General features: G+C 71.3%; 21 protein-coding genes, 1 pseudogene and 1 riboswitch. Of the genes and pseudogenes, 8 read left to right on the top strand and 14 right to left on the bottom strand.

Annotated features, from left to right (window positions below; translation table 11 throughout):
* Positions 1–4: 4 nt before the first annotated feature.
* The 5 genes from ACUXPL_RS00620 to ACUXPL_RS00640 all read left to right on the top strand — a co-directional run bounded on the left by ACUXPL_RS00620 (position 5) and on the right by ACUXPL_RS00640 (position 4181).
* Positions 5–853: a hypothetical protein gene (locus ACUXPL_RS00620; RefSeq protein ID WP_454181207.1), complete on the top strand. Its 849-nt coding sequence runs from the start codon at positions 5–7 to the stop codon at positions 851–853.
* A complete protein-coding gene (locus tag ACUXPL_RS00625; RefSeq protein WP_454181209.1) occupies positions 850–1419 on the top strand; it encodes a recombinase family protein in 570 nt (189 codons plus the stop codon). The genes ACUXPL_RS00620 and ACUXPL_RS00625 overlap by 4 nt, the downstream gene beginning before the upstream one ends.
* Positions 1420–1889: 470 nt before the next feature.
* Positions 1890–3158, top strand: coding sequence for a DNA sulfur modification protein DndB (locus ACUXPL_RS00630; RefSeq protein ID WP_454181211.1), 1269 nt, complete (start codon positions 1890–1892; stop codon positions 3156–3158).
* Positions 3145–3681, top strand: a complete 537-nt coding sequence (locus ACUXPL_RS00635; protein ID WP_454181213.1) for a hypothetical protein — start codon at positions 3145–3147, stop codon at positions 3679–3681. The genes ACUXPL_RS00630 and ACUXPL_RS00635 overlap by 14 nt, the downstream gene beginning before the upstream one ends.
* 215 nt (positions 3682–3896) lie before the next feature.
* A complete protein-coding gene (locus ACUXPL_RS00640; protein WP_454181215.1) occupies positions 3897–4181 on the top strand; it encodes a hypothetical protein in 285 nt (94 codons plus the stop codon).
* A 15-nt stretch (positions 4182–4196) separates the two neighbouring features.
* Here ACUXPL_RS00640 and ACUXPL_RS00645 read toward each other — a convergent pair whose 3' ends face one another.
* Complete coding sequence (locus ACUXPL_RS00645) at positions 4197–6614, bottom strand: DUF262 domain-containing protein (RefSeq protein WP_454181217.1); 2418 nt, start codon at positions 6612–6614, stop codon at positions 4197–4199.
* 78 nt (positions 6615–6692) lie between these two features.
* Positions 6693–7537: pseudogene (locus ACUXPL_RS00650) on the bottom strand (IS5 family transposase).
* 171 nt (positions 7538–7708) lie between these two features.
* Here ACUXPL_RS00650 and ACUXPL_RS00655 point away from each other — a divergent pair.
* The gene (locus ACUXPL_RS00655) at positions 7709–7918 is read left to right on the top strand and encodes a hypothetical protein (RefSeq protein WP_002857973.1); all 210 of its coding nucleotides are present in this window, start codon (positions 7709–7711) and stop codon (positions 7916–7918) included.
* A gap of 90 nt (positions 7919–8008) precedes the next feature.
* Here the strand turns inward: ACUXPL_RS00655 and ACUXPL_RS00660 are convergent, their stop codons facing one another.
* The 4 genes from ACUXPL_RS00660 to ACUXPL_RS00675 form a co-directional block, all read right to left on the bottom strand.
* The gene (locus ACUXPL_RS00660; RefSeq protein ID WP_454181219.1) at positions 8009–8809 is read right to left on the bottom strand and encodes an enoyl-CoA hydratase/isomerase family protein; all 801 of its coding nucleotides are present in this window, start codon (positions 8807–8809) and stop codon (positions 8009–8011) included.
* A gap of 66 nt (positions 8810–8875) precedes the next feature.
* Positions 8876–10069 (bottom strand): acyl-CoA dehydrogenase family protein, encoded by a 1194-nt coding sequence (locus ACUXPL_RS00665; RefSeq protein WP_454181898.1) that lies wholly within the window; start codon positions 10067–10069, stop codon positions 8876–8878.
* A gap of 5 nt (positions 10070–10074) precedes the next feature.
* Entirely contained in the window at positions 10075–11676 is a 1602-nt protein-coding gene (locus tag ACUXPL_RS00670) for a fatty acyl-CoA synthetase (protein WP_454181221.1), read from the bottom strand.
* Between the two features lie 20 nt (positions 11677–11696).
* Entirely contained in the window at positions 11697–12845 is a 1149-nt protein-coding gene (locus ACUXPL_RS00675; protein WP_454181223.1) for an acetyl-CoA C-acetyltransferase, read from the bottom strand.
* A gap of 266 nt (positions 12846–13111) precedes the next feature.
* Here ACUXPL_RS00675 and ACUXPL_RS00680 point away from each other — a divergent pair, with 266 nt between their 5' ends.
* Entirely contained in the window at positions 13112–13366 is a 255-nt protein-coding gene (locus ACUXPL_RS00680) for a DUF6480 family protein (protein ID WP_454181225.1), read from the top strand.
* A 126-nt stretch (positions 13367–13492) separates the two neighbouring features.
* On the opposite strand, the gene ACUXPL_RS00685 is transcribed toward ACUXPL_RS00680, so the two are convergent.
* The 7 genes from ACUXPL_RS00685 to ACUXPL_RS00715 form a co-directional block, all read right to left on the bottom strand.
* Positions 13493–13888 carry a hypothetical protein gene (locus ACUXPL_RS00685; protein WP_454181227.1) on the bottom strand — a complete coding sequence of 132 codons (396 nt, stop codon included), beginning with the start codon at positions 13886–13888 and terminating at the stop codon, positions 13493–13495.
* 193 nt (positions 13889–14081) lie between these two features.
* On the bottom strand, positions 14082–15524 hold the full coding sequence (locus tag ACUXPL_RS00690) for an alanine/glycine:cation symporter family protein (protein ID WP_454181229.1): 1443 nt from the start codon (positions 15522–15524) through the stop codon (positions 14082–14084).
* Positions 15525–15584: 60 nt separating this feature from the next.
* The gene (locus ACUXPL_RS00695; protein ID WP_248103832.1) at positions 15585–16940 is read right to left on the bottom strand and encodes an RNase H family protein; all 1356 of its coding nucleotides are present in this window, start codon (positions 16938–16940) and stop codon (positions 15585–15587) included.
* Between the two features lie 212 nt (positions 16941–17152).
* A complete protein-coding gene (locus tag ACUXPL_RS00700; RefSeq protein ID WP_002857997.1) occupies positions 17153–17659 on the bottom strand; it encodes a TetR family transcriptional regulator in 507 nt (168 codons plus the stop codon).
* Positions 17656–18357, bottom strand: coding sequence for an ABC transporter ATP-binding protein (locus tag ACUXPL_RS00705; RefSeq protein WP_454181231.1), 702 nt, complete (start codon positions 18355–18357; stop codon positions 17656–17658). The genes ACUXPL_RS00700 and ACUXPL_RS00705 overlap by 4 nt, the downstream gene beginning before the upstream one ends.
* Positions 18357–20087 (bottom strand): ABC transporter permease, encoded by a 1731-nt coding sequence (locus ACUXPL_RS00710; protein WP_454181233.1) that lies wholly within the window; start codon positions 20085–20087, stop codon positions 18357–18359. The genes ACUXPL_RS00705 and ACUXPL_RS00710 overlap by 1 nt, the downstream gene beginning before the upstream one ends.
* Positions 20087–21154, bottom strand: coding sequence for a thiamine ABC transporter substrate-binding protein (locus ACUXPL_RS00715; protein ID WP_454181235.1), 1068 nt, complete (start codon positions 21152–21154; stop codon positions 20087–20089). The genes ACUXPL_RS00710 and ACUXPL_RS00715 overlap by 1 nt, the downstream gene beginning before the upstream one ends.
* Before the next feature lie 70 nt (positions 21155–21224).
* Positions 21225–21330, bottom strand: a riboswitch (TPP riboswitch).
* Between the two features lie 46 nt (positions 21331–21376).
* Here ACUXPL_RS00715 and ACUXPL_RS00720 point away from each other — a divergent pair.
* Positions 21377–22663, top strand: coding sequence for an AI-2E family transporter (locus ACUXPL_RS00720; protein ID WP_454181237.1), 1287 nt, complete (start codon positions 21377–21379; stop codon positions 22661–22663).
* On the opposite strand, the gene ACUXPL_RS00725 is transcribed toward ACUXPL_RS00720, so the two are convergent.
* Complete coding sequence (locus ACUXPL_RS00725) at positions 22629–23678, bottom strand: agmatine deiminase family protein (protein WP_454181239.1); 1050 nt, start codon at positions 23676–23678, stop codon at positions 22629–22631. The two genes, ACUXPL_RS00720 and ACUXPL_RS00725, sit on opposite strands and share 35 nt — an antisense overlap.
* Positions 23679–23710 lie beyond the last annotated feature (32 nt).

Raw genomic sequence — 23710 nt, forward strand, 5'->3', positions numbered from 1 at the left:
CCAGGTGGGGGTCGGCAATGTGCGGGCCGGCGCCGACGGGCTCCCCGTGGTGGATGTGAAGACCACGTCGTCGGTGTTGTCGAAACTCTTCGACACCCGCAAGTTCCCGGACGACGAGACCGGCATCTACGGCGAGACCAATGGCCGCGAGTCGGATGAGAGCCGCAAGGCGATCTCGACCGCGGTCTACAACGACAACATCCTGGGGTACCTGCGCGCATACGGGAACTCGTTCGAGAACATCGACCTGTACTCCCAGCTCGCCCGGTGCACCGCCTACAACGGCAACGGTTTCCACCTGCGCCGCGACAACTACTTGACGAAGCTGCCGCTGTTTGCAATGGCGCGCATCCCCTCCGAAGGACGGTACTGGATTCGCGGTGTTGTGAACCGCAACGCGGACAACGGCGACAACTTCAGCCATGACCAGGAGTTCCTCAAGGCGTGCTTGATCTTCACGGGCCTGGCCTATCACAACAAGTGTCGATCCTTCACGGGCTCCGACGGGCGCGAGTACCGCAACGAGCTGTGCTTCGACGCTGGCACGCAGGCCAGCCGTGACCTGGCTGGTATGAAGCTCACGGCCCAGGAGCAGGTGCTCATGACCCAGTGGGGCCGTGTGCTCGACCTGGCTCGCCAGACCACGAACTACAACCCGCAGAAGACCTACGGCACCTTCCAGATCGAGGAGGAGCTGAACACGTTCCACTACGAGCTGGTGGGTCAGAAGAGGATCAAGGTCTACGACTACCCCGTGCTCAACGGCGAGGTGAAGGCGATGCGCAAGCAGACGATGGAGTACCACGCGGCCGCGGTGGCACCGCTCCTCTGGAAGTACGAGCTGCTCAAGTGAAGGTCGGCTACGCCCGCGTGAGTAGCCGAGACCAGGAGGGCTCCCGTGAGGGGCAAGAGGCTGCTCTGAGGGCCGCCGGCTGTTCCAAGGTCTTCCAGGATCGTCTCTCCGGGGCCACGGCCGACCGGCCTGGTCTGAAAGACGCGTTGGAGTACCTGCGCGATGGCGAGGACACCCTGGTCGTCGCGCGCCTGGACCGACTGGGCCGTTCCCTGCCGGACGCACTGCGCGCCGTGCAGACCCTGGCCGATCGGGGAATCGGCCTGCAGGCCCTGGACGTGCAGCTAGACACCTCCACGGCCTCGGGCCGGCTGATGCTGAACATGCTGTTGATGCTGGCTGAGTGGGAGCGGGATCTGCTGCGGGAGCGCACCCGGGAGGGCGTGGCCCGTGCCCGGGCTGATGGGCGCCGGCCTGGGCCGAGGCCGAAGCTGAATGCTGAGCAGGTGGAGGCCGTGCGTGCGGCGGTGGCAGGTGGCCAGCCCGTGGCCGCGGTGGCGCGGTCGTTCGGGGTGAGCCGCCCGACGATCTACAAGGCCCTGCAGACGCCTGGCGCCCAGGAGTGATCCCGAGCAGGTCTTCGAGCTCACCTCGGAGGTGCAAGCCACCGGGTCTTTGCCGTGGTCATCGGCGAGCCGCTTCTTCTCGGTGTGACCGGGCCGAGCTGGTCGGCAGGGTTAGTCGGTCTCGGGTGAGTCCAGCAGCTGTGTGGTGATGTCGCGGAATGTCTTCTTCAGGCGTCGTCCTCGAAGCGGGCCGTGGCCTGCGTCCAGCGTTCCTTCTCCAGCTGGGGGCGCATCGCGGTGAGTGCCATGCGTAGGTACACGCCGCGGGAGCGGCCAGTGCGTCGAGGCGTTCGAGCATCTCGGGTGGGCGGCTCCAGGAGGCGCAGGGAAGTGCAAAGCCCCAAGTCAGGGCCTAAATCTGAAAATTAAGATCTTGATGTTGACAACAACCTTGTAACGTGGAAGACTACAGCTAGATCAAGTCGATCAAGAAGTTATCTCATCCACTTACTCCTAGAAGGGTGCTCCTCATGAGCCTGGACCTGTCCAACATCCACACCACCGGCTACGACCCGTACGAGCGGTTCTTCGCCACGCGCTTCAAGCAGGGCGGCCGCACGGTCTACTCCCTCGACTGGTCGGTTGCCGAGCTGGTGGCCTTCCTCCCCAAGCCGGATCCCGACAAGCCGCTGGATGCGGATTCCACTCAGCGTCGCATCGTCGTGTCGCACGCCACCGGGTTCGCTGACTACGTCATCAACGACTCCGAGTGGGTTTCGCCGGCCCTGCTGCTCCGTGCTCCCGACATCTTCCAGTTCGAGGCAGCCAAGGCGAACACGGGTTCGACCCAGTTGGGGACGCTGGGGGTGCCCAAGCATGCGAAGGCCGACATCTCGATCGTGGATGGACAGCACCGCACCCTGGGCTTCCATATCGCGTGGGAGAAGATCGCCACCTACATCGAGAAGGCGCGGGCTGATCTGGCACGCGCCAAGGACGAGGGGGATCCGCTGCGGATCCGGAACTGCGAGGGCGCCCTGCAGAAGTGGGTGGACCGCCGGGACCGCCTCGCTCGTGAGCGTGTCTCCGTCCAGATCATGGTGATCGAGAGCCCCAACGCAGCGCGACGGATCTTCGTGGACATCAACGACAACGCCAAGGGCATCTCCGGATCTGTCCGAGGACGCTTCGATGACCGCAAGGTCCTCTCCCGCGCCCTCAACACCGTCCTCCACGATTCCGACCTGCTGGATGACCGGGTGGACCTGGAAAGCGATCGCGTCACCGCCAACTCGGAGTTCCTCCTGGGCGCCAAGCACGTCGCTGACATCCTGCGTGCCCTGACGGTCGGTTCGGGCCGGATCGGTAAGCGCCTGGAGGCCGAGTTGGATGACCGGGAGATCGTCAAGAAGTTCGCTGAGTTCGAGACCGGGCTGATCGACGCGTTCCCCCAGTTCGAGGAACTGATGGACGGGGATCTGGCAGCAAATGAGCTGCGCCGTAGCAGCCTCATCGGCTCCAACGTGATGCTGCGAGGTTTCGCACTGGCCTGGCACAACCTGCGGGAAGCCGGTTGGACGAGTGAGCAGATCACCGCAGCGATGAAGAAGATGGCCGCGCACATGGACGCCCCTGTCTTCCCTGACCCGGAGGACTCGTGGTTCGCGACGGGCCTGTTCCCCGCCAACGAGAAGGGGTCCCTCTCTCCGACTTCCCGCGCCCAGGACTTCCGCAAGTTGGGTGACTTCATTCAGGAAGCCCTCAAGGGCAAGGTCGAGTGGGTGCGTGCAGATGCTTGAGCAGATCCGTAAAATCTCGCTGGCCCATTGGACGAGTGTGTGTCTGGCTCTTAGTTCGTTCCTGGCCATGCAGTCGCTCGTGAGGACGACTTACCAGCACTACTCGCTCATCGAAGAAGCAGCCGCTGCCTTCACCGGTGCAGATGGAAGTGCTTCTAAGGAAGACGCTTTGAAAGCAGGGCGAGAGGCACTGATCAACCTGACAAGCTCTTTGATGTCGGGGGCGATCATGGGCGTGGTTATCACGCTCGGTGCAGGGGCAATCGTCCTCAGTGGAATTGTCGTCGATCTCTCGACCACCAGGTGCATTGCGTTGGCAAGCGCCGGGGTTGCGTGCTTGGTGAGCATTGCACTTCTGGCGTCGGGCGTGATCAACTACTTCACGACAATAAACGACCTGAAGGCCGCCGTGCCCTCTCTCGCCGATCCTTCTTTGGACGGGTGGACCATCTCAGCAGGGGTAGCCCTGGTGGTTGCTGCACTGCTGCATGCAAGGGATGCCTTTAGGCGCCCTTCGAACTGACTGGCGTCCCAGCAGTTCCCGCCCGAGGAGCCTCTCGTCGGTTCCAACTGATGAGAGGCTCCTCGGGCTTTGGCGATCCGCTCTCTCAAAAAGGACGTAGGGCAGTTGAGCCTCGATCGGGCCAAAGTAAAACGGGACTGCTGCACGGATAGGGGACAGGTGGGGTCTCAGGCCGCGAGGCTCACGGCCTAACGCGCCGGGCCGTCGAGCGGGTGGTGGCCAAGGAGGAGATCCGCAACCAGGCCCGCGACAACACCGAGGACCAGTTCGTGGACGTCGTCACCGTCGAGAACGCCATCACCCTGGCCATGTGGGAGCTCGTGCAGAACCAGGTGGGGATGAGCGAGTTCTTCAGCCGTGATGGGGACGAGCAGCGGTCGATGCGCGTCGACTTCGCCCGGGCGATGTGGCACGCGGTGCATGCCGACTACACGGCGGAGCAGGAGGAGGGGGCCGCGGACGGTGTCGACGTTCTCGCGACGAAAGGCGGGGTGTGGTGAGCCCTTGTCCTGTGGTCAGGCGAGACGACGGACGAACGCGGCCATAGACCCGTTGGCCACGGCGTCCCGGACGGCGTCCGGGTCGAGCTGACGCTTGGTCACGATGACCCCGCTGATCACTGCCGCAGCTTGGTCAGGCGTCGCCTCCGTCATGCGTTTCGTGTCTGCTGCGAACTTGGCGGGAGCGAGACCGAGAACCTTCGCCGGCGCCTCGACCAGGCGGCCCTCGAAAGCGTTCTCGATCTCGTCAGCTAGCTGGACCACCTCCGGGTCGGTACTACTCGAACCAGCGGCCCGCTCGAGGAGCGGCAGGAACTTCACTACGTCGTCGTACTGCCCGCCGAGGGAATCTTCCACCGACTCATCGGGAGCGGCATCCTCTTCCGACGGCCGAAGCGTGATCATGATGTCGTCTGGATCTACCCCGGCCGCCTCGCACATGCGCCGGAGAGCATTCACCTTGGTCATGGTGTCGCTCCAGAGGTTCCAGAGCAGGCCGGGCTCGATCTCGACGAAGTTCTTCTCTCTGCCTGGGGGGACCTCCTGGCCCTCCACACGGTAGGCGTCGCTCTGCTTGGCCATTGCCAGCACCCGGGCACGGTCGATCTCCAGGAGGTCACGCAGCACCAGCACGGCGAAATCTCGCCACGTGTTCACGACGTGGCGCCGCCCTTGGAACTCGTACGCCACGATGTAGCGGCCCTTGAAGTTGCCTTCTGTCCCCATGGGCTCAACCGGGAGCTGGGGGCGGGGAGGTTTGAAGTCCGTGGACGGAAGCGGCCAGATGGTTAGCGCCTGCTCGATCAGCCGTTCCGTGCGTGCTTCGATCGCATGTTCATCCCATCGGACCCGCTCCTTCATCTCCGCATTGAGGCGGAAGGGGGAGAAATTGAACCCCTCAGTGAGAGTCTTCTTCTCCGTGAACGACGCATTCGAATAGGTGGAGTTGTACCCGGTCACGGTCAGGTTGCCGATGCGGTGCAGCCACTGGGCGTGCACTCGATCCGCTTCCTCCCCCAGCTCCTGTCGCCACTCGGGTGTGAGGGTCTGGGGCATCACGTGCTCGACGGTGAGGTCTCCCGCGATGAGACCCCCCGCGATGTCTCGGGTGTCCTGGGACTCACCGTTCTCCAGACTCTCGAAGAGGTAGCGCCGGTCCGAGGCCGGGAGGCGATACATATTTGCGGCGCGGAAGCCCTCGACGAAGTCCTCGTCCAGGGGGAATTCGCCAGAACCGCTCCGGCGCCGGAGGGAGTAGACCAGCGCGTCGGTGAAGCGGGCGTCGTCGGGGCGGATGCGGGACACCTCGCGGTGCAGGGTCGCGAAGATGCTGTTGAGAGCGTTCGAAGCCCGTCCCACAGCAAGACGCCGGAAGAGATAAGACTCCAGCACTCGTACTGCGTCGGCGAAGTCATCCGGCGTGATGGTGCCCCGATGAAGTTCCTCCACCATGGGCATGAGAAGCGGCAATAGGACTTCACGGTTCATCAGATTCAACCGGTGAAGCCTGCGGTCCACGGCGCTGTGGCCCGTGGCGGAGTCCCGCAACTGACGGTAGTAGTCCGAGTATGCCCGGACCGGCGCCAGCAGCTCTGCCCCAGTCGTTCCGACGGAACGGGCGTAGGCTTTGAACGCTTCATACACGTCGGAGATCTTCGGTGTCTTGCCTGTTTTGGTGACAAGGAACCAGCGGAGGAAGACGGACGTGTCGTAGGCGACATTCTCCTCGATTCGGTTCCAGTGATCGGTGTAGACCTGCTCCTGAACCTTGCTCGGCAGGCCCATGAGAACGAGGTTCCGGACCTTGTCGGCCTCGCTTAATGCAAGCCCGGTCGAGTTCAACGATTCGAAGATTCGCTGGGCGTCGTCCTGCTTCTCCAGGTCGAGGATCATGACCTCCAGGCCCTGTACGGCCTTCCAGATCTGGTCCCCGCTCAGCCCGAGGCCGGGGAGTTGCTCGAGGAAGTACCGGTAATTCTTAGTGATGGTGGAGGTCTCTAGCGAGGCACTGTCGGCGCGGAAGAGGCAGCGATACGCCTCAGCGTCGTGTTTCACTGGTTTGAGGCGGAACCGAGGAGAAGCCGTCTCACCATCGCGGACGAGGTAGTTGCGGCGGATCCTTTCCGCCAGGCCGTCCTCTGAGGTCTCCAGGGTGCCGTCCTCCAGTAGACGCACCAGGGCGAGCAGGAGGAGGCTGACGGTGGTGAGGCGCTGCTGGCCGTCGATGACCACCCACCGGAACGACTCAGGATCTCCCACCACCGACCCGAAGAAGTGGGCGCCCCGGTCCTCGCGGATGAGCGCCGAGAGGTCCTCGAGGAGCTGCGCGCAGTGCTTCTCCCGCCAGTCATAGTTGCGCTGGTAGACGGGGATGATGAGTTCCCGGTCGACGTTGCCGTAGACGGAGAGGATGCCGCTGACCTGACCTCGCATGTCAGCACCCTAACGGGCGCAGGGTATGAGTGGCGACGAGGTCGAGCCGAGCTCCGCCGTGCGGCGGGTCACTCTCGCCTAGGGGGTGTCTGACAGTAGTTTCGACCACGCGATCACCGCGTTCAAGAGAACGGCGGCCCGGTAGACGGTCGCGTACTTGTCATACCGGGTGGCCAGGCCCCGCCACTGCTTCAGGTGCGCGTACTGGCGCTCGACGACATTCCGGCCCTGGTAAGCGGCTGCGTCGAGGCCGTCGGGGCGCCCGCCGCGGGCACCGCGGCGTCTGCGATGGCCCTGCTGGTCGGCCGGCTCAGGGATGACCGCCTTGATCCGGCGGGCACCCAGATGGGCGCGGATCGCCCGGGAGGAGTAGGCCTTGTCGCCCAGCACCGCCTCGGGGTGAGTGCGAGGCCGGCCTGCAGGCCGTGCCACACGCAGCTGTCCCAGCAGGGGCAACAGCATCGGGGAGTCCCCTGCCTGACCGGGGGTGATCAGGCTGACCAGCGGCATCCCGGCGCCATCGACGAGCTGATAAATCTTGGTACTCAACCCGCCACGAGAGCGCCCGATCCCGTGATAGGCCGGCTACTCACGCAGATTCTTGTAACTCGAGCCAGCCCCCTGTGTGTCGGGTGGTGTTCGTGGCGTGCTGGTGAGCGCGGGCGATAGTGGAGTCCACCGAGACCGACCAGTCCACCAGACCTTCGGCGTCCGCGGCAGCGGTCAGCGTCGCCGATACCGTGTCCCAGGTGCCCCTCTTCGGCCATGCGCCGATGCCCCGTCCATACGGTCTGCCAGGGTCCGTAGACCTCGGGCAGGTCCCTCCAGGGGATCCCGCACCTGTGTCGGTAGATGATCGCCTCCACTATCGTGCGGGCATCGGAGAACGGCCTGCTGGCCCTGCCGGTCCGGGTCGGGAGCATCGGGGCGATCAGTTCCCACTGGGCATCGGACAGCGCCTGGAAGCGGGACGTGCGCTCCAGGGTGTCAGCCAGCCCCTGGATCAATTGTCAGACACGCCCTAGGCGCTGCGGATCCGGTGGCCGCTGACCTGACCCCCTCACCCCGTCCACCCCACCCAGTACGCTCGCCCCATGAAGATCGGTCTCCGCAAGCCCAGCCTGAAGAAGTCCATCAAGGCCCGCACCACGGGCCGCGCCAAGCGTGCGATCAAGCGCAAGGTCATCCCCGGCTACGGCCGCAAGGGGATGGGCTGGCTGCGCGATCCGAAGCGCGCCGCCTACAACGCCGTCTACCGGCGCACCACGGTCGGCCTCGGCGACGTCCTGAAGATGTTCAAGTGACCTCCCCGCCCTCGCGCACCTGACCGGGGTCGGCCCGGTGGAGGCGCGCCGGCGGCCTGGCCACTGACGGCCCGGGCCGCCGCCCACCCCTCACCGGCCCGCGAACGCCTCCACCCGCCGCACAGCCTCCGGATGCTCGGACGCCGCCGCGATCGACGCCGCCTCCTGCCGCACGTGCGCGCGCAGCGCCTCGACGTCGGCCCCGCGCGCCAGCGCCTTGGTCGGCCCATAGGTGTGCGCTGGACCGGCCACCAGCTCGTCCTCGAGCGCCGCCAGACGTGCCGCGAACGCGTCGCCTGCCACCGCCTCGGTCGCCAGGCCCCACGCGACGGCCTCGGCCCCGTTCAGGCGCCGCCCGCCGAGCAGCAGCTGCGTCGCGCGCACCGGCCCGAGCACCCGCGGCAGCCAGTAGGACACGCCCGTGTCCGGCGTCATCCCGAGCGCGGAGAACGCCGTCACCAGCTGCGCATCCTCGCGCACCAGCACGACGTCGCCACCCAGCATGAGCCCGAGCCCCGCCCCGGCGGCCGTCCCGTTGACGCCGGCCAGCACCAGCAGGCGAGAGCCCGTCAGCGCCACCGCGACCTCGCCCGCCGCCTCGCCGAGCTCCTGGATCATCGCGCGCCGCTCCGGCCCGGCGGGGGAGGCGGCCATGGCCTGGACGTCCCCGCCGCCGCAGAAGATCCGTCCCGCGCCGGTCAGCGTGAGCACGTGCACGGACTCGTCCGCCTCGGCCGCGGCGATCGCCGTGAGCACGTCGCGTGCCATCGTCAGTCCGAGCGCGTTGCCCTTCGCGGGCCGGTTCAGCGTCAGCCGCACGACGCCGGGCCGCGTCTCGACGAGGACGGCCGGGGCGTCGTCGGAGGAAGAAGGGGTGGGTGCGGTGGTCATGTCAGCTCCTGGGGGTCGGAAGGTGGGGGTGTGTGGGTGTCGGCCACGGGAACGGCCGGCCGGGGATCACGCGAACGCGCTGTACCCCGTCAGGTCCCGGCCGAGGATCAACGCCTGCACGGACTCGGTGCCCTCGTAGGTGTGCAGCGCCTCGACGTCGGCGAAGTGCCGCATCACCCGGTGCTCCAGCAGGATGCCGTTGCCGCCGAGCATGTCCCGGGCGATCTGCGCGACCCGCCGCGCGCCCCGCGTGCAGGCGTACTTCAGCAGGGAGGCCTGCTCGTCACGCAGCCGCCCGGCCGCCTGCAGGCGGGCCACGGCCACGCAACGGGTCTGCATCGCGGTCACCTCATCCAGCATCTGCGCCAGCCGTTCCTGCACCATCTGGTGCGCTCCCAGCGGCTTGCCGAACTGCTCCCGCTGCCGGGCGTAGGCCAGTGCGGCCTCGAACATCGCCGTGGCGTGGCCCAGCGCGGACCAGCCCACGTTCACGCGGGTGGCCACCAGCACGCGCGCGGCGTCCTTGAACGTCGCCACGTCCGGCAGCTGCGCGTCGTCGCCGACCCGCACGTCGGTCAGCGTGATCTCCGCCTGGTGGATGGCCCGCAGCGCGCCCTTGCCCGTGATCACCTCGGCCTCGTAACCGGGCGTGGACTGCTCCACCACGAACCCCTTGACCTGGCCGTCCTCGGTGTCCCGGGCCCACACGATCGTGATGCCCCCGGCGGCCCCGTTGCCGATCCACTTCTTGGCGCCGTTCAGCACCCAGCCGCCGGCGCCGTCGGGCCGCGCGGACGTCTCGAGGGACACCGAGTCCGAGCCGTGCAGCGGCTCCGTGAGCGCGAACCCGCCCGGCAGCGTGCCGCGCGCCACCGGCTCGAGGTACCGCTCCTTCTGCTCCGGGCCGGCGCAGTGCACCAGGGCGCGCAGCACGAGCCCGCCCTGCACGGCCGCAGCCGCGGCCATCGATCCGTCCGCCCGGGAGATCTCCATCGCCACCAGGCCCGCGGCCAACGGCGACATCACCGCGTGGCCCGGCACCTCCAGCCCGTCGGTGAGCAGGTCCAGCTCACCCGCCCGCGCCACCAGGTCCAACGGGTACTCCGCCCGGTCCCAGTGCCCGTCGATCCGCTCGAGCACCTCGCGGCCGTAGGCACGGGCGCGGTCCCAGTGCGCGCGGTCCTCGTCCGTGGCCTCCCCGAACGCGTCCAGATAGTCGATGTCCAGGGGCGTGACGACGTCGTACGTCGGCTTCTGCATGCGCATCACCGGGCCTCCTGCGTGCGCTCGGCGCGCAGCGCGCGCTTGAGCAACTTGCCCGACTGGTTCCGCGGCAGCTCCGCCACGAAGTCCACGCGCTTGGGCACCTTGAAGCCCGCCAGCCGCTCCTTCACGTGCGTGCGCACGGTCTCCGCGGTCAGCTCGGCGCCCTCCTTGAGCACGACGACGGCGGTCACCGCCTCGATCCAGCGCTCGTCCGGCAGGCCGATGACGGCGACCTCGGCCACCTCGTCGAGCTCGTAGATCGCGTCCTCGACCTCGCGCGGGGCGACCAGCACGCCGCCCGTGTTGATGACGTCCTTGATGCGGTCCACCACCTGGATGTAGCCGGCCGCGTCCTGGGTGACCTGGTCGCCGGAGCGGAACCAGCCGTCGTCGGTGAACGCGTCCGCGGTGGCATCCGGGCGGTTCCAGTAGCCGGAGAGCAGCTGCGGCGAGCGGTACTGGATCTCGCCGGGCTCGCCGGGCGCGGCGGGGACGCCGTCGGCCGTCATCACCCGCGCCTCCACGTGGAACACGGGGCGGCCGCATGAGGCCGGCCGCGCGTCGTGCTCCTCGGGGCGCAGCACGGTGCACAGGGGGCCCAGCTCGGACTGGCCGAAGCAGTTGTAGAAGCCGATGCCCGGCTGGCTCTGGCGCAGGCGCTGCAGCACGGTCACCGGCATGATCGAGGCGCCGTACTGGGCCTTGCGCAGCGAGGAGAGGTCGCGCGTGGCCAGGTCCGGATGATTCGCCAGCGGCACCCAGACGGTGGGCGCCAGGAACAGGGAGCCGATGTGCTCGGTCTCCACCAGCTCGAGCATCCGGGGGATGTCCGGGGCGGCCAGCAGGCGCACCGTGGCGCCGAGGCTCAGGTAGGGGAGCAGGAACACGTGCATCGCGGCCGAGTGGTACAGCGGCATGGCCACCAGGGGGCGGTCCTCGGCCGTGAAGTCCAGCGCGATGATCGAGGAGAGGTACTCGGCCACGAGTGCCCGGTGGGACATCATCGCGCCCTTGGGGGTGGAGGTGGTGCCGGAGGTGTAGAGCAGCTGGGCCAGGTCGGTGGCCGACACCTCCGCCTCCGGGGCCGCGGCGTCCAACGTCTCGTCCTGGGCGGTCTCCAGCACGGAGGGCTCGGCGTGGCCGGCGGGGAGCATGGTCCACACGTGCCGCAGAGCCGACGCGCGGCCCTCGGCCCGGACCTGGTCGACGCGCTCGAGCATGCCGGCGTCGGCCACGAGCAGCTCCGCGCCGGAGTCCTCGAGGGCGTGGGCGAGCTCGCTGCCCTTGAGCGCGAAGTTCACGGGCACGTGCACGTAGCCGGCCGTGACGCAGGCCAGGAAGAGCAGCGCGTAGGCGTCCGAGTTGGTGGCGTAGGCGGCCACCCGGGTGCCGGCCGGCAGGCCGGTGTCCTGGAGGCGGCGGGCCACGCGGTGCGCTCCGTCCCGGAGCTGGGCGTAGGTCCAGTCGCGGTCCTCGAAGCGCAGGGCGACGGCCTGCGGAGAGCGGGCGACCGCGCGGGCGAACACGCGGCCGATCGTGTCCTCCGGGGCGGGGGAGAGGTGGGCGGCGGTATCGGTGGGGTGGGTGATCTGGCCTGGCATGGGAACCTCCGGGGGATGGGTCAGAGACGTTCGATCACGGTGACGTTGGCCTGGCCGCCGCCCTCGCACATGGTCTGCAGGCCGTAGCGGCCGCCGCTGCGCTCGAGCTCGTGCAGCAGGGAGGTCATCAGGCGGGCGCCGGTGGCGCCGATGGGGTGGCCCAGGGCGATCGCCCCGCCGTTGACGTTGACCTTCGCGGGGTCCGCGCCGGTCTCGGTCAGCCAGGCCAGCGCGACGGCGGCGAACGCCTCGTTGATCTCCACGAGGTCCATGTCGTCGATGGTCAGGCCCATGCGGTCGAGCGCGTACGCCGTCGCCGGGATGGGGGCGGACAGCATCATGACGGGGTCGGCGCCGCGGGCGGAGAGGTGGTGGATGCGGGCTCGCGGGGTGAGGCCGTGGCGGCGCACGGCCTCCTCGGAGGCGAGCAGGAGGGCGGCCGCGCCGTCGGACATCTGCGACGCCGACGCCGCCGTGTGCAGCCCGCCGGGGACGATCGGGTCGAGCGAGGCGATCTTCGCGGCGTCCGGGGTGCGCGGCCCCTCGTCCGCGGTGAGGCCGGCGAGCGGGATGATCTCGCGGTCGAAGCGACCGTCGGCCTGGGCGGCGAGCGCGCGCTCGTGGGAGCGCACCGCGAACTCCTCGAGGGTCTCGCGGTCCAGGTTCCAGTGCCGGGCCATCATCTCGGCCCCGCGGAACTGGGAGATCTCCTCGTCCCCGTAGCGGGCTGCCCAGGACTCGGAGCCGGTGAACGGGTCGGGAAAGCCGAGCTCGCGGGCGGCCGTGTTGGACCGGGAGAGCGGGATGGCGCTCATGGACTGCACGCCACCGGCCACGACGAGGTCCGCCGTCCCGCTCATGACGGCCTGCGCGGCGTAGTGGACCGCCTGCTGGCCGGAGCCGCACTGGCGTTCGACCGTGGTGCCGGGGACGTCCTCGGAGAGCCCGGCCGCGAGCCAGGCGTTGCGCGCCACGTCCATGGCCTGCGGGCCGAGCTGGTCGATGCAGCCGAGGATGACCTCGTCGTACTCGGCCGAGTCGATGTCCTGGCGGGCGACGAGCTCGCGCAGCGGCGCGGCCGCCAGGTCGAGGGGATGCACGCCGGCGAGCCCCTTCCCTCGGCGACCCACGGGGGTGCGGACGGCGTCGATGATGTAGGCCTCGGGCATGGGGGCTCCTCCGGACGGCGGGGACGTGACGCCGATCACGCTATTGCTTGGACGTCCAACGATCAAGAGGGTGACGGGATCCGTCGGGCGGCGTGGGCATGGCGGAGGGCGCCGTTTCGGCCACGAAAGCGGCTCGGGGCGCGCCGTTTCGGCCACGAAAGCGTTGGGGGCGGGCGTCGCCTCGCCCTGGTCAGGACCCCCTGCCCCGGGCCTAGCGTGAGGGCGAGCGGCGCGCACCCGTGCCGCCGAGACGAGAGGAGCCGGCCATGGCCACCCCGCACACCCCCGACCCCCAGGACGCCCGGCGCGCACGCGAGGCGACGGACGAGACCTCCGGTGTTGCGTTCGACGGCGACACGCCCCCCGCCGAGGGCGCGGGCGTCGGCCCGGACAACCCGGGCATGGACGTGGAGCAGACCGGCGAGCGCTCGGTCGGCAAGATCGTGCTCGGGCTGATCATCGCCCTCGTGGTCATCGGCGTCCTGCTGTTCATCCTGGGCCGCGTCGCCGGCCTCGGCTGAGCCGCGGCGCAGACGCCTGGGGCACGCCACGACCACGGGGCGGGCACCGATCCGTCGGTGCCCGCCCCGTCTCGTGTCCGCTCCGCGGTGATGCCGTTCAGCGACGACTCCGCGCCCGCGCAGCGGTCAGAAGCCGCCGCCCACGGTCCGGCGGCCACCCGCCGCGCGTCGGCCGACGGCGCCGGACCGGCCGCGGGAGGCGAGTGCCCCGCCGAGCAGCCCGCCCAGCAGGCCGGTGCCGAGGCCGCCCGTGGACCGGGCCGAGGGCCCGAAACCGCCGCGGTATGCACCGGAGCGGCGCCCGCGCGTCGTGCCCCCGGCGCCGCGGCGCGAGAGCTCACGCAATGCCAGACCGCCGAGTGTGCCCAGGAGGGCACCGCCCAGGCCGCTGGACCGGCGTCCCTGAGCGCGGGCCTGCCGGCCGAAGCCGGCGGACCGGCCGACGTGCGCACCGATGGTGGGCCGGCTGGAGCGGCGGCCGCCGCCGCCGAGAGTGCGGGTGATGCTGGAGAGGATGCCCATGTGTCCTCCTCGGACGTCGTGCCGGCCGCTCGGGCGTGGCCGGTCGGGTGCGCCTCAACCTAGGCGCCGACCCCCGCGCGGTGTCCAGACCGCGCCTCCTCACGCATCGAGGCGGGATATCCACCCCACGGCCGCCCGCGGCAGCCGGATGGGGTCGATATCCCGCCTCGAAACGCGGGGGAGGGAGGGGGCGTCAGTCCTGGAGCGGGGAGGTCTTCGGCTCGTCCCGCCAGAGGGCCACGTTCCGCGCCCCCGGCAGGTCGGAGATGTGGAAGCCCGGGTCCATGCCCGCCTTGAGCTTGCGCTCGTAGTCCCGGAGCAGCTTCACGGCCAGTCCGCCCAGCGGGATGATCGCCACGAGGTTGATGGTCGCCATGAGGGCCGCGAACGTGTCCGCGAGGTTCCACACCAGCGCCACGGAGCCGAGCGCGCCGCCGACCACGCACACCAGCACGAGCACGCGGAACACGGTGATGGCCGGACCCGCGTGGCGGCCGGCCAGGTACCGGATGTTGGCCTCGCCGTAGTAGGTGTTGCCCAGCACGGAGGACCAGGCCAGGAAGAAGATGATGACGGTCAGCGCCGGGCCGGCCCACGCGCCCACGGCCTGCTGGAGCGCACCCTGGGTCACCTGCATGCCGAGCGCCTCCCCGCGTCCGTAGGCCGGGTCGGAGAGCAGGATGATGAACGCGGTGGCCGAGCACACGATCAGGGTGTCGAAGTAGACGCCCAGGGACTGCACGAAGCCCTGCTTGGCCGGGTGGGAGACGGCCGCGGTGGCGGCGGCGTTCGGGGCGGAGCCCATGCCGGCCTCGTTGGAGAACATGCCGCGGCGCACGCCCTGCATCACCATCGTCATGCCGACGGCGGCGCCCGCGACCTCGCGCAGGCCGAAGGCGTGGCCCACGATCAACGCGATCATGCCCGGGACCTCGGTGATGTTGACGACCATCACGATCAGGGCCAGGAAGATGTAGAACGTGGCCATCGCGGGGACCACCACGTTGGTCACGGCGGAGAGCCGGCGCACGCCGCCGAAGATCACGAGGCCGGTGAGGGCGGCCAGGCCCAGGCCCACGATCCACGCGGTGGTGGAGGACGCGCCCCAGTTGGCCTGCACGGACTCGGAGATCGAGTTGGACTGCACGGCGTTGAACACGAAGCCGTAGGTCACGGTGATGGCGACGGCGAACACGGCCGCCAGCCACTTCGCGCCCAGGCCGTCGCGGATGTAGTACGCGGGGCCGCCGAAGTAGCCGTCCGCGCCCTTCTGCTTGTACAGCTGGGCCAGCGTGGACTCGATGAACGCGGTGGCGCCGCCGATGATCGCCAGCATCCACATCCAGAACACGGCGCCCGGGCCGCCGATCACGATCGCGATCGCCACGCCGGCCACGTTGCCGGTGCCCACGCGCGAGGCCGCCGAGATGGTGAAGGCGCGGAACGGGCTGACGCCGTCGTTCTCGAATCCGGTCTGGGACTTGGCCGTCACCGACCGCAGCATCTCCGGGAGCATGCGCACCTGCACGCCCACGGTCCGGATGGTGAACCACACCCCGGCCACGAAGAGCAGCGCCATCACGACGTACCAGTACTTGTCGTTGAAGGCGGTGACGGCCGCTGTGATCTGTTCCACTGTCGCTTCCACAGCCCCACCCTAGAGGCTGGGGCGGAGGACGCGGAATCGGGGCCGGGGTCAGCCGGCGGCGGCGTCGTCCTCGACGCGGAGCTGGATCAGCTGCCCCATCCGCTCGGGCAGGTCCCCCTCGGGGGTGCCGACGCTGGCGTGGCGGGCGGCGGCCCGGGCGAGGTCGTCGGCCAGTTCGTTGCCGTGCACGCCCACGTGGCCCTTGACCCACGTGGTGTCCACCTGGACGTCCGCGGCCTGCGCCAGGTCGACGGCGGCCAGCAGGCGCCGCAGGGTGCGGCGGATGCGCTCGCCCCGGGCGCCGCCGAGGGTGAGCCGCTCGCGGCGGGCGGCGTTGAGCATGGCCAGCGCGGCGCGCGAGTCCGAGTGGATGGTGACCCGGCCGCCGGGGGTGCCCGCCCACGCGCAGATCACGTGCCCCAGGACGAGCGCCTCGAGTTCCACCTCGAGCGGCATCGTGGCCCCGGCCACGGCCTGCACGGCCCACATGCTCGGCCCGGCGACGGCGGCCGCCCCGCCGATGCGGGAGCCGCGCAGCACGGAGCCGTCCACGTACACGTCCGTCACGTCCGCCTCGTCCGCGAACGTGAGGCTGTGGGTCACCCCGGGCAGGTTGCGGCGCAGGAAGCGGTCTGTGCGGCGCCGGGAGAGGAAGACGCCGGAGGAGCGGCGCAGCGCGTCCTCCTCCTCCTGGGCGGCTTCGATGGCCTCGAGCGGGATCCGGGCCGCGCCCGTCTGGGCGACCGTCTCCGGGTCCACGTCCGGCAGCAGGTAGCTGGAGCGCTGCGTGCCCACGGGGGACTCGTCGAGCCGGTAGGAGACCACGCGCGTGTCCACGGGGGCGAGGACCTCGAGCAGGGCGAGCAGCTCGGCGTCCCGGTCCGAGCGCAGCCGCACGATCACCGGCCGCTCCGGCGGCAGCTCGACCGTGACGGTGGACCAGAAGGCGCTCAGGTGCGCCGTGCCGATCATGCCGGTGTAGACGTGGCCGCGGACGTCGTCGCCGAGCTCGCGCAGCTCGAGCTCGCGGGCCACGTAGACGATGCCCCCCGTCGTCGGGTGCAGGTCCAGGCGGAGGGCGGGGCCGTGGTCCACGCCGGGCAGCATGGCCAGCGGGCTGGCCACCACGCGGACGCCGTCCCGGCGGATCCGGGTGCGCGGCGGGGAGGGGCGGGGGACGACAGGGCCGGTGCGCGTGAGGTCGACGCCGTTCCGGTCCCGCGGGGTGCCCCGGGGTCGGCGGGCACGGACCACGCGCAACGGGCGGTGCTGCTCCTCCGCCTTGGCGCCCGGGCCACGGAAGTCCCAGCCCACGTCGACGAGCGCCGCGGGGTGTGCGGCCTCGACGTCGTGATGCAGCGTCCGGTCCACGACCGTCCGCGGGTGGTTGATCCGTGCTCCCATGGCTTCGCCGGCTGTGTCGAAGGGGACCGCGCCGGAACTGTGAGCCGGGTCCGGCGGGCCATGCTGGTCCTGCGGCGGTCGGGCGGGATCGCCGTGGACGAAGGGGACGACCCGTCCCGACCTGTTCTGCTCTGGGCGACCTTACCGAGCGCACCTGTGAGGAGGCAGGTCTCCTCTCCTCGGCCTCCCGCGCGGCGGCGTCGGACGAGGGGTCAGAGCGGGTCCGTGCGGTGCCGCTGCACGTCCGGGCCGGTCGGCACGCCGAGCGCCTGCGCCTGCGCGCGCTGCTGCCGCAGGGACACGGTGCCCAGCAGCAGCGCCAGGGCCCGCTCCCCGTCCTCCGGGGTGTCCGCCGCCTCGGTGAGCAGACGGTGCAGGCCGAGGCCGCCCAGCCCGAGCGCGAGGGCGGAGAGCACCACGTCCGCCCCGTCCCGGTGCCGCAGCAGGGCGGCCTCCGCGGCCTCGGCGCGGCCCGCCAGGTCCGTGACGCGGCGGGCGCGCACGGTCTCCTCCGCCTCGGCGACGATCCGGTCCGCCACCCGCGCCAGCAGCGACTGCTTGTCCGGCACGTGCCAGTACAGCGCGGAGGCCTGCACGCCCAGCACCCCGGCCACGCGCCGCATGGACAGGTCGCCCATGCCGAAGTCCTGCAGGATCCCGACGGCGGCGTCCACCACGTCCTGGGCGGTCAGCCGGGGGCGGGGTGCGGGCGGGGTCATGCCTGAGAGGCTACCGCCGGGCCGTCCTCCTCCGCCGCGATGCGTCCCCCCGCGCCGAGGCGCACGGTGCGGTCGGCCATCACGGCGGCCTCCGCGAGGTCGTGGGTGACGACGACGCCGGTCGTGCCCGCCGCCCGCAGCACCGTCCGGATGTCCTCGGCCAGGCGCCGGCGCAGGTCCGCGTCGAGCGCGGACAGCGGCTCGTCCAGCAGGAGCACCCGCGGGGCCGGGGCCAGCGACCGGGCCAGCGCCACGCGCTGGGCCTGCCCGCCGGAGAGCCGCTGCACGGGCCGGTCCGCGAGCTCGGCCAGGCCCACCAGGTCCAGCAGCTCGGCCACGCGTGCCCGCCGCCGGGCCCGGTCCCAGCCGGCGGACTCGAGGCCGTACGCCACGTTCCGCCCCACGGTCCGGTGCGGGAACAGCTGCCCGTCCTGGAACACCATCCCCACGCCCCGGCGGTGCGTCGGCACCGCGGCCACGTCCCGCCCGTCGAGCTCCACCGTGCCCGCCACGACGTCCTCGAGCCCGGCGATCCCGCGCAGGATGGTGGACTTGCCCGAGCCGGAGGCGCCCACGAGCGCCACGATCTCCCCGGCGGCCACGTCCAGGTCCGTCCCCCGCACGGGGGTGGAGCCGTCCGGGTAGCGGATCGCCACGTCCCGCAGCCGGAGGGAGGCCCCCGTCGTCGTCGGCGTCATCAGAGACCTCCCGCCCCGGCCGGGCCCCGGGGGCGCAGCCGCTCGCACACCAGCATGATCCCGGCGCTCAGCAGGGCCAGCACCGTGGCCGCCGCGAGCGCCATCCCGTAGTTGTCCGCGCCCGGCCGGCCCAGCAGCCGGGCGATCAGCACCGGCAGGGTGGGCGCGGACGGGCTCGCCAGGAAGCTCGTGGCCCCGAACTCGCCCAGGGACACCGCGAACGCGAAGCCCGCGGCCACGCCCACGCCGCGGGCGAGGAACGGGCCGTCCACCGTGGCCAGCACCCGCCACGGGCCCGCCCCGAGGGTGCGCGCGGCCTCCCGCAGCCGCGGGTCCACCGCCGCGAGCACGGGCACGAGCGCCCGCACCGCGAGCGGCAGCGCCACCACCGCCTGGGCCAGCGGCACGAGCACGCCCGAGGCCGCCAGCTCCGGGAACGCGGCCCGCAGGGACACGACGAAGCCGAAGCCCACGGTCACCGCGGACACCCCGAGCGGCAGGAGCAGGGCGCCGTCGAGGGCCCGCTGGGCCGCCAGCGCCGCGCGTGAGCGGAAGGGCCGGGTCAGCAGCAGGGCCAGCGGCACGGCCACCACGAGCGTCACCAGCGTGGCGTCCACGGCCACCCGCAGGGACTGCTCCAGCGCCTGGGCCGGCGTCGACCCGCCCACGAACCCGCTGCCCGCGCTCGTGGACAGCAGCCGATAGTTGCCCAGCCCCCAGCCGTGGCGGGTGTGGAAGGAGCGCACCACGAGCGTGAGGATCGGGGCCACCACGAGCGTCACCACCGCGAGCATCACGGCCACCGGGACCGCGTCCGCGCGCGTGAGCCGGGCCGGCGGTGTCTCCCGCAGGCGCAGCGCCCGCTGGGTGCGCGCCGCCGTCACGCCGGAGACCACGACGGCGGCCAGCACCACCGCGAACTGCAGCACGGAGAACACCGCCGCGGTCCGCAGGTCCAGGTAGACGGAGGTCTGCACCCAGATCTCCGACTCGAGCGTGCCGTAGCCGGGCCGGCCGAGCGTCTGGACGATGCCGAACGCGGACGCGCAGAACAGGAACACCAGCGCCGCGCTCGCGGCGATCGCCGGGGCGAGCTGGGGCAGCGTCACGGTGCGGAACGCCCGCCACGGCGAGGCGCCCAGGGTGCGGGCGGCCTCGGTCTGGCGCGGGTCCAGCGCGTTCCACAGCGCGCCCACCTGGCGCACCACCACGGACACGTTGAAGAAGACCATGGCGAGCACGACGGCGGTGGTCGTCTGGTCCAGCCCGGTGAAGCCCAGCGGTCCGCCGGGGGCGAGCAGGGCGCGGAACGCGACGCCGACCACCACCGTGGGCAGCACGAACGGCACGAGCACGAGGGCGCGGAGCACGGCCCGCCCCGGGACGCGACGCCGGTGCAGCACGAACGCGGTCGGCAGGCCGAGCGCCACCGAGACCACCGTGCCGGCGGCGGCCATCCCGAGCGTCTGGCCGAGGATGCGCCACGTGCGCTCGCGGGCGAGGGTCTCCCCGAAGGCGGTGAGGTCCACGGCGCCGGTGAACGCGTCGGCATCGCCGCCGATCCCGCGCCAGAGCATGGCCGCCACGGGCCACGCGAAGAAGACGAGCAGGAAGGCGACCGGCAGGACGGCGGCCACCAGCCACCACGGGCCGAGCCCGTCCCCCCGGCCGCGGGCCCGCCGGCGCGGCAGGTCCGTGCCGGGGGCCGCGACCTCGGTGAGCGCGGACATCAGCGTCGGGAGGCCTCGGACAGGGCGGTCCACTCCTTCAGCAGGTCCTCGCGGCGCTCATCGATGCGGGCGGGGTCCGGGGTGACGGCGTCCTCGACGAGCGGCGCGTTCTGCGCCCACTCCTCGGGCAGCTGCACCGACTCGTCGATCGGGTACATGTACATCGACTCGGGCAGGGCGGACTGGACCTCCTCGGTGAGCATGAAGTCCACGAACGCCTGCGCGCCCTCGGGGTTCTTCGCGCCCTCGAGCACGCCGGCGTACTCGACCTGCGGGGTGCAGGAGTCCTCGATCACCTCGGTCTCGGGGGCGAACGCGGGGGAGGAGGAGTAGGAGAGCACCACCGGGAACTGGCCCTTGCCCTCGCCGCCGGAGAAGTCCGAGTTGTAGGCGTCGGACCAGCTGTCGGCGACCTTGCCGCCGTTCTCCATCAGGCCCTGCCACCAGTCCTGCCAGCCGTCGTCGCCGTACTTCTCCGTGGTGGCCGCGAGCAGCGCCAGGCCGGGGGAGGAGGCCACGGGGGAGGTGGCGACCGTCAGCTCCGCGTACTCGGGGTCGTCGAGCTGGTCGATCGAGGTGGGGGCCTCGACGTCGTGGGCGGTGAACCACGCCGGATCCGTGTTGAAGCACACCTGGCCCTGGTCCACCGGGGTCATGCGGTCCTCCACCATCCGGTCCTGCGCGGAGGCGGGCAGGTCCTTCGGGGTGTAGGCGGCGACGACGCCCTCGCGGACGAGACGGTGCGCCGAGTGGTCCTCCACGCCGTAGACGCCGTCCACGGTGGGCTCGTCCTTGGCCAGCAGGAGCTGGTTCACCACGCTGCCGGCGTCGCCGGGGGCCGTGGTCTTCAGGGTGTAGCCGGACTCCTGCTCGAACTTCTGGACGAGCTCCTCGGGCAGGTTGAACGAGTCGTGCGTCATGATCGTCACGGTCGTCGACTCGCCGCCGCCGGCCCCGGAGGCGGACGACGACGCCCCGTCGCCGGACGAGCCGGACACCGAACAGCCGGTGAGGGCGAGGGCGGCCACCGAGAGGGCGGCGAGGGCGCGGTGCGAGGTGCGGGACATGGCGGTTCTCCTCTGTCTGGGACGGCAGAGGGGCCGGGACGAGGCCGCCACCGGAATCCCGGGACGACGTCGACCGGGAGACTCGACTTCCTTCGCCGGTGCGGACCGGAGCAGGTTCGAGGGTCTGCGGCGGACCGCACTCTCAGCGCCGCGCGGGCGCTCCCCTGTCGATGTGGACTGGTCCCGACCCTACCCCGTCCGGCCCGCGCATAGACTGCCCGCGTGAGCGCCGCACAGCCCCCGGGGGTGACCCCGCCGCCCGTCTCGTCCAGCCCCGCCTCCGACTGGGACATCCGCCGCCCCCACCGCATGTGGCCGCGCATGCTGGTGATCGTCCTGACGCTCGCGGGCCTGGTGCTGGTGGTGCAGTTCTTCCAGGGGATCGCCTCCATCGCGGCGCCCGTGTTCCTGGGGCTGAACCTCGTGATCGTGGCCTACCCGCTGCAGGCCTGGCTCATCCGCCGGGGCCTGCACCCCGTGCTCGGGGCCACCACCACCGTCCTGCTGGTCGTCGCGGTGATGGCCGTGTTCGGGGGCATGATGGTGTGGTCCGGCCTCGAGCTGGTGGCGGAGCTGCCGAAGTACACGGACCGCTTCCAGCAGATCGTCCTGGACGTCTCGCACTGGCTCAACGAGCGCGGCGTGACCCCGGACATGGTGTCCCAGCAGCTGGCCTCGATCGACATGAGCGCCGTGACCGGGACGGCCGTCAGCGCCGTCACGAAGATCGCCACGAACGTCTACGCGGTCTTCGGCCTGCTCGTCACCGTGATCATGGGCATGTTCTTCCTGGCGATGGACTCGATGGACGTCGAACGCCGCGTCCGCCTGCTCAGCACCGCTCGCCACGAGTTCGGCCACGCCCTGGTCGAGTTCGCGCAGGGCGTGCGCCGCTACTGGGTGGTCACCACGGTGTTCGGCCTGATCGTGGCGGTGCTGGACGTGATCGCCCTCATGCTGATCGGCGTCCCGCTCGCGCTCGTGTGGGGCGTGCTCAGCTTCCTCACCAACTACATCCCGAACATCGGCTTCATCATCGGCCTGCTGCCGCCGGCCGTCCTGGGCCTGGCGGCGGGCGGCTGGTCCGACTTCCTGTGGGTGGTGGTCAGCTACTCGGTGCTGAACTTCGTGCTGCAGTCCGTGATCCAGCCCAAGGTGGCCGGCGACGCGATCGGCGTGATCCCCACCGTCAGCTTCCTCTCCCTGCTCTTCTGGGCCTGGGTCCTCGGGCCGCTCGGCGCCATCCTCGCGCTGCCCTGCACGCTGCTGGCCAAGGCCGTGCTGATCGACGCCGACCCGAACGCCCGCTGGATCAACGCGCTCATCGCCTCGGACCTGAGGGGGATGGAGCGCCGTCAGTCCTCGCTCCTGGAACGGCTGCGCCCGGCGGCCTGGCGGTCCGACGCGCACGGGAAGGACGAGGACCGCGCCCCGGCGGACGGCGGGGACGACGACGGCCCCGCGGCGGACGAGGTCACGGGCGAGGCTGGAGCAGCACCAGGTCGTTGAGCGCGCCGGCCAGCCGCAGCAGCGGCGGGGCGGGGAACGACAGCTGGGGCAGCCCCGGGTGCAGTGCCGCGCACGCGGCGGCCGAGGCCTCCTCGCCCGCGGCGTCCTCGAACGCCGGCCGCAGCACCGCCGGGCCCAGCGGCAGGGTGTCCAGGAGGGAGCGGGGGCCCCGCTCGGCCGGGTCGTACGCGGCGGGCTGCGCCGCCCCGGTCACCGTGCGCACGCGCAGGGGCCGGCCGGCGGCGTCGTCGGCGCCCTGCAGGAAGCGCAGCGCCGCCGCGGCGTACGGGTGCTCGGGGTGGAACCGGTCGCCGCGCCAGTGCACGGCGGCCTCGCCGTCGCCCCGCAGCCGCACCCACGAGGCCAGGTGGCCGGGCCCGCCCCACGGCCCGGTGTCCGGCCGCGGTGCCGGCGGCAGCCACAGCACCCGGGTGATCCCCAGCAGGGCGGCGAACTCGGCGGCCACCTGGCCCGGGGTCCACGCGCCGTTGATCCGCCCGTCCAGCACGGGGTCCGCGGTCACCACGGCCGTCCCCTCGCCGTCGGTCAGCCAGGCCCCGCGCGGGGCGCACAGCAGGGGCGTGAGCAGCGGCAGTCCCGCCGCCTCCGCCACGGCCGTCGCGGCCGCGCCGTCCAGCGGGCCGGTCCCGGTCAGGCCTGCGGCGCTGCGCCAGGCGACGGCGGCCAGGCCCTCGGGGCGGCGGACGAAGCTCGGCCCGGTGCGGCCCAGCAGCGGTGAGCCCACGGGCGCGCGCAGCAGGTCCACCTCCGGGGGCACCAGCCGCGCCGCCCCGGCGTCGCGCGGGTGGGCGAGCACGGTGACCGGCAGGACGGCGGCGAGCGTCTCGGCCAGGCCCACGACGGCGTCCCGCGTCTCGTCCAGCAGCGTCGGCACCGGGTGGCGGTGGGGCAGGACGAGCCAGGCCCGCTCGGGCGGGTCCTCGGGTCCGGGCACGGGCACGACGACGTCCCGGCGCTCCCGCGCGTCGGTGGGGGCGGGGTCGACGGCGGCCATGGCGGACGGGCTCCTGGGAAGACGGCGGCGAC

Source organism: Micrococcus sp. 140720015-1, from assembly GCF_053627595.1.

Excerpts from the sequence above, each read along its gene's own strand:
- ACUXPL_RS00700 (WP_002857997.1), bottom strand. The coding sequence starts at position 17,659 with ATGACCCCGCCCGCACCCCGCCCCCGGCTGACCGCCCAGGACGTGGTG.
- ACUXPL_RS00710 (WP_454181233.1), bottom strand. The coding sequence starts at position 20,087 with ATGTCCGCGCTCACCGAGGTCGCGGCCCCCGGCACGGACCTGCCGCGC.
- ACUXPL_RS00725 (WP_454181239.1), bottom strand. The coding sequence starts at position 23,678 with ATGGCCGCCGTCGACCCCGCCCCCACCGACGCGCGGGAGCGCCGGGAC.
- ACUXPL_RS00680 (WP_454181225.1), top strand. The coding sequence starts at position 13,112 with ATGGCCACCCCGCACACCCCCGACCCCCAGGACGCCCGGCGCGCACGC.
- ACUXPL_RS00655 (WP_002857973.1), top strand. The coding sequence starts at position 7,709 with ATGAAGATCGGTCTCCGCAAGCCCAGCCTGAAGAAGTCCATCAAGGCC.
- ACUXPL_RS00695 (WP_248103832.1), bottom strand. The coding sequence starts at position 16,940 with ATGGGAGCACGGATCAACCACCCGCGGACGGTCGTGGACCGGACGCTG.
- ACUXPL_RS00675 (WP_454181223.1), bottom strand. The coding sequence starts at position 12,845 with ATGCCCGAGGCCTACATCATCGACGCCGTCCGCACCCCCGTGGGTCGC.
- ACUXPL_RS00665 (WP_454181898.1), bottom strand. The coding sequence starts at position 10,069 with ATGCAGAAGCCGACGTACGACGTCGTCACGCCCCTGGACATCGACTAT.
- ACUXPL_RS00645 (WP_454181217.1), bottom strand. The coding sequence starts at position 6,614 with ATGCGAGGTCAGGTCAGCGGCATCCTCTCCGTCTACGGCAACGTCGAC.
- ACUXPL_RS00685 (WP_454181227.1), bottom strand. The coding sequence starts at position 13,888 with ATGGGCATCCTCTCCAGCATCACCCGCACTCTCGGCGGCGGCGGCCGC.
- ACUXPL_RS00705 (WP_454181231.1), bottom strand. The coding sequence starts at position 18,357 with ATGACGCCGACGACGACGGGGGCCTCCCTCCGGCTGCGGGACGTGGCG.
- ACUXPL_RS00660 (WP_454181219.1), bottom strand. The coding sequence starts at position 8,809 with ATGACCACCGCACCCACCCCTTCTTCCTCCGACGACGCCCCGGCCGTC.
- ACUXPL_RS00630 (WP_454181211.1), top strand. The coding sequence starts at position 1,890 with ATGAGCCTGGACCTGTCCAACATCCACACCACCGGCTACGACCCGTAC.
- ACUXPL_RS00715 (WP_454181235.1), bottom strand. The coding sequence starts at position 21,154 with ATGTCCCGCACCTCGCACCGCGCCCTCGCCGCCCTCTCGGTGGCCGCC.
- ACUXPL_RS00670 (WP_454181221.1), bottom strand. The coding sequence starts at position 11,676 with ATGCCAGGCCAGATCACCCACCCCACCGATACCGCCGCCCACCTCTCC.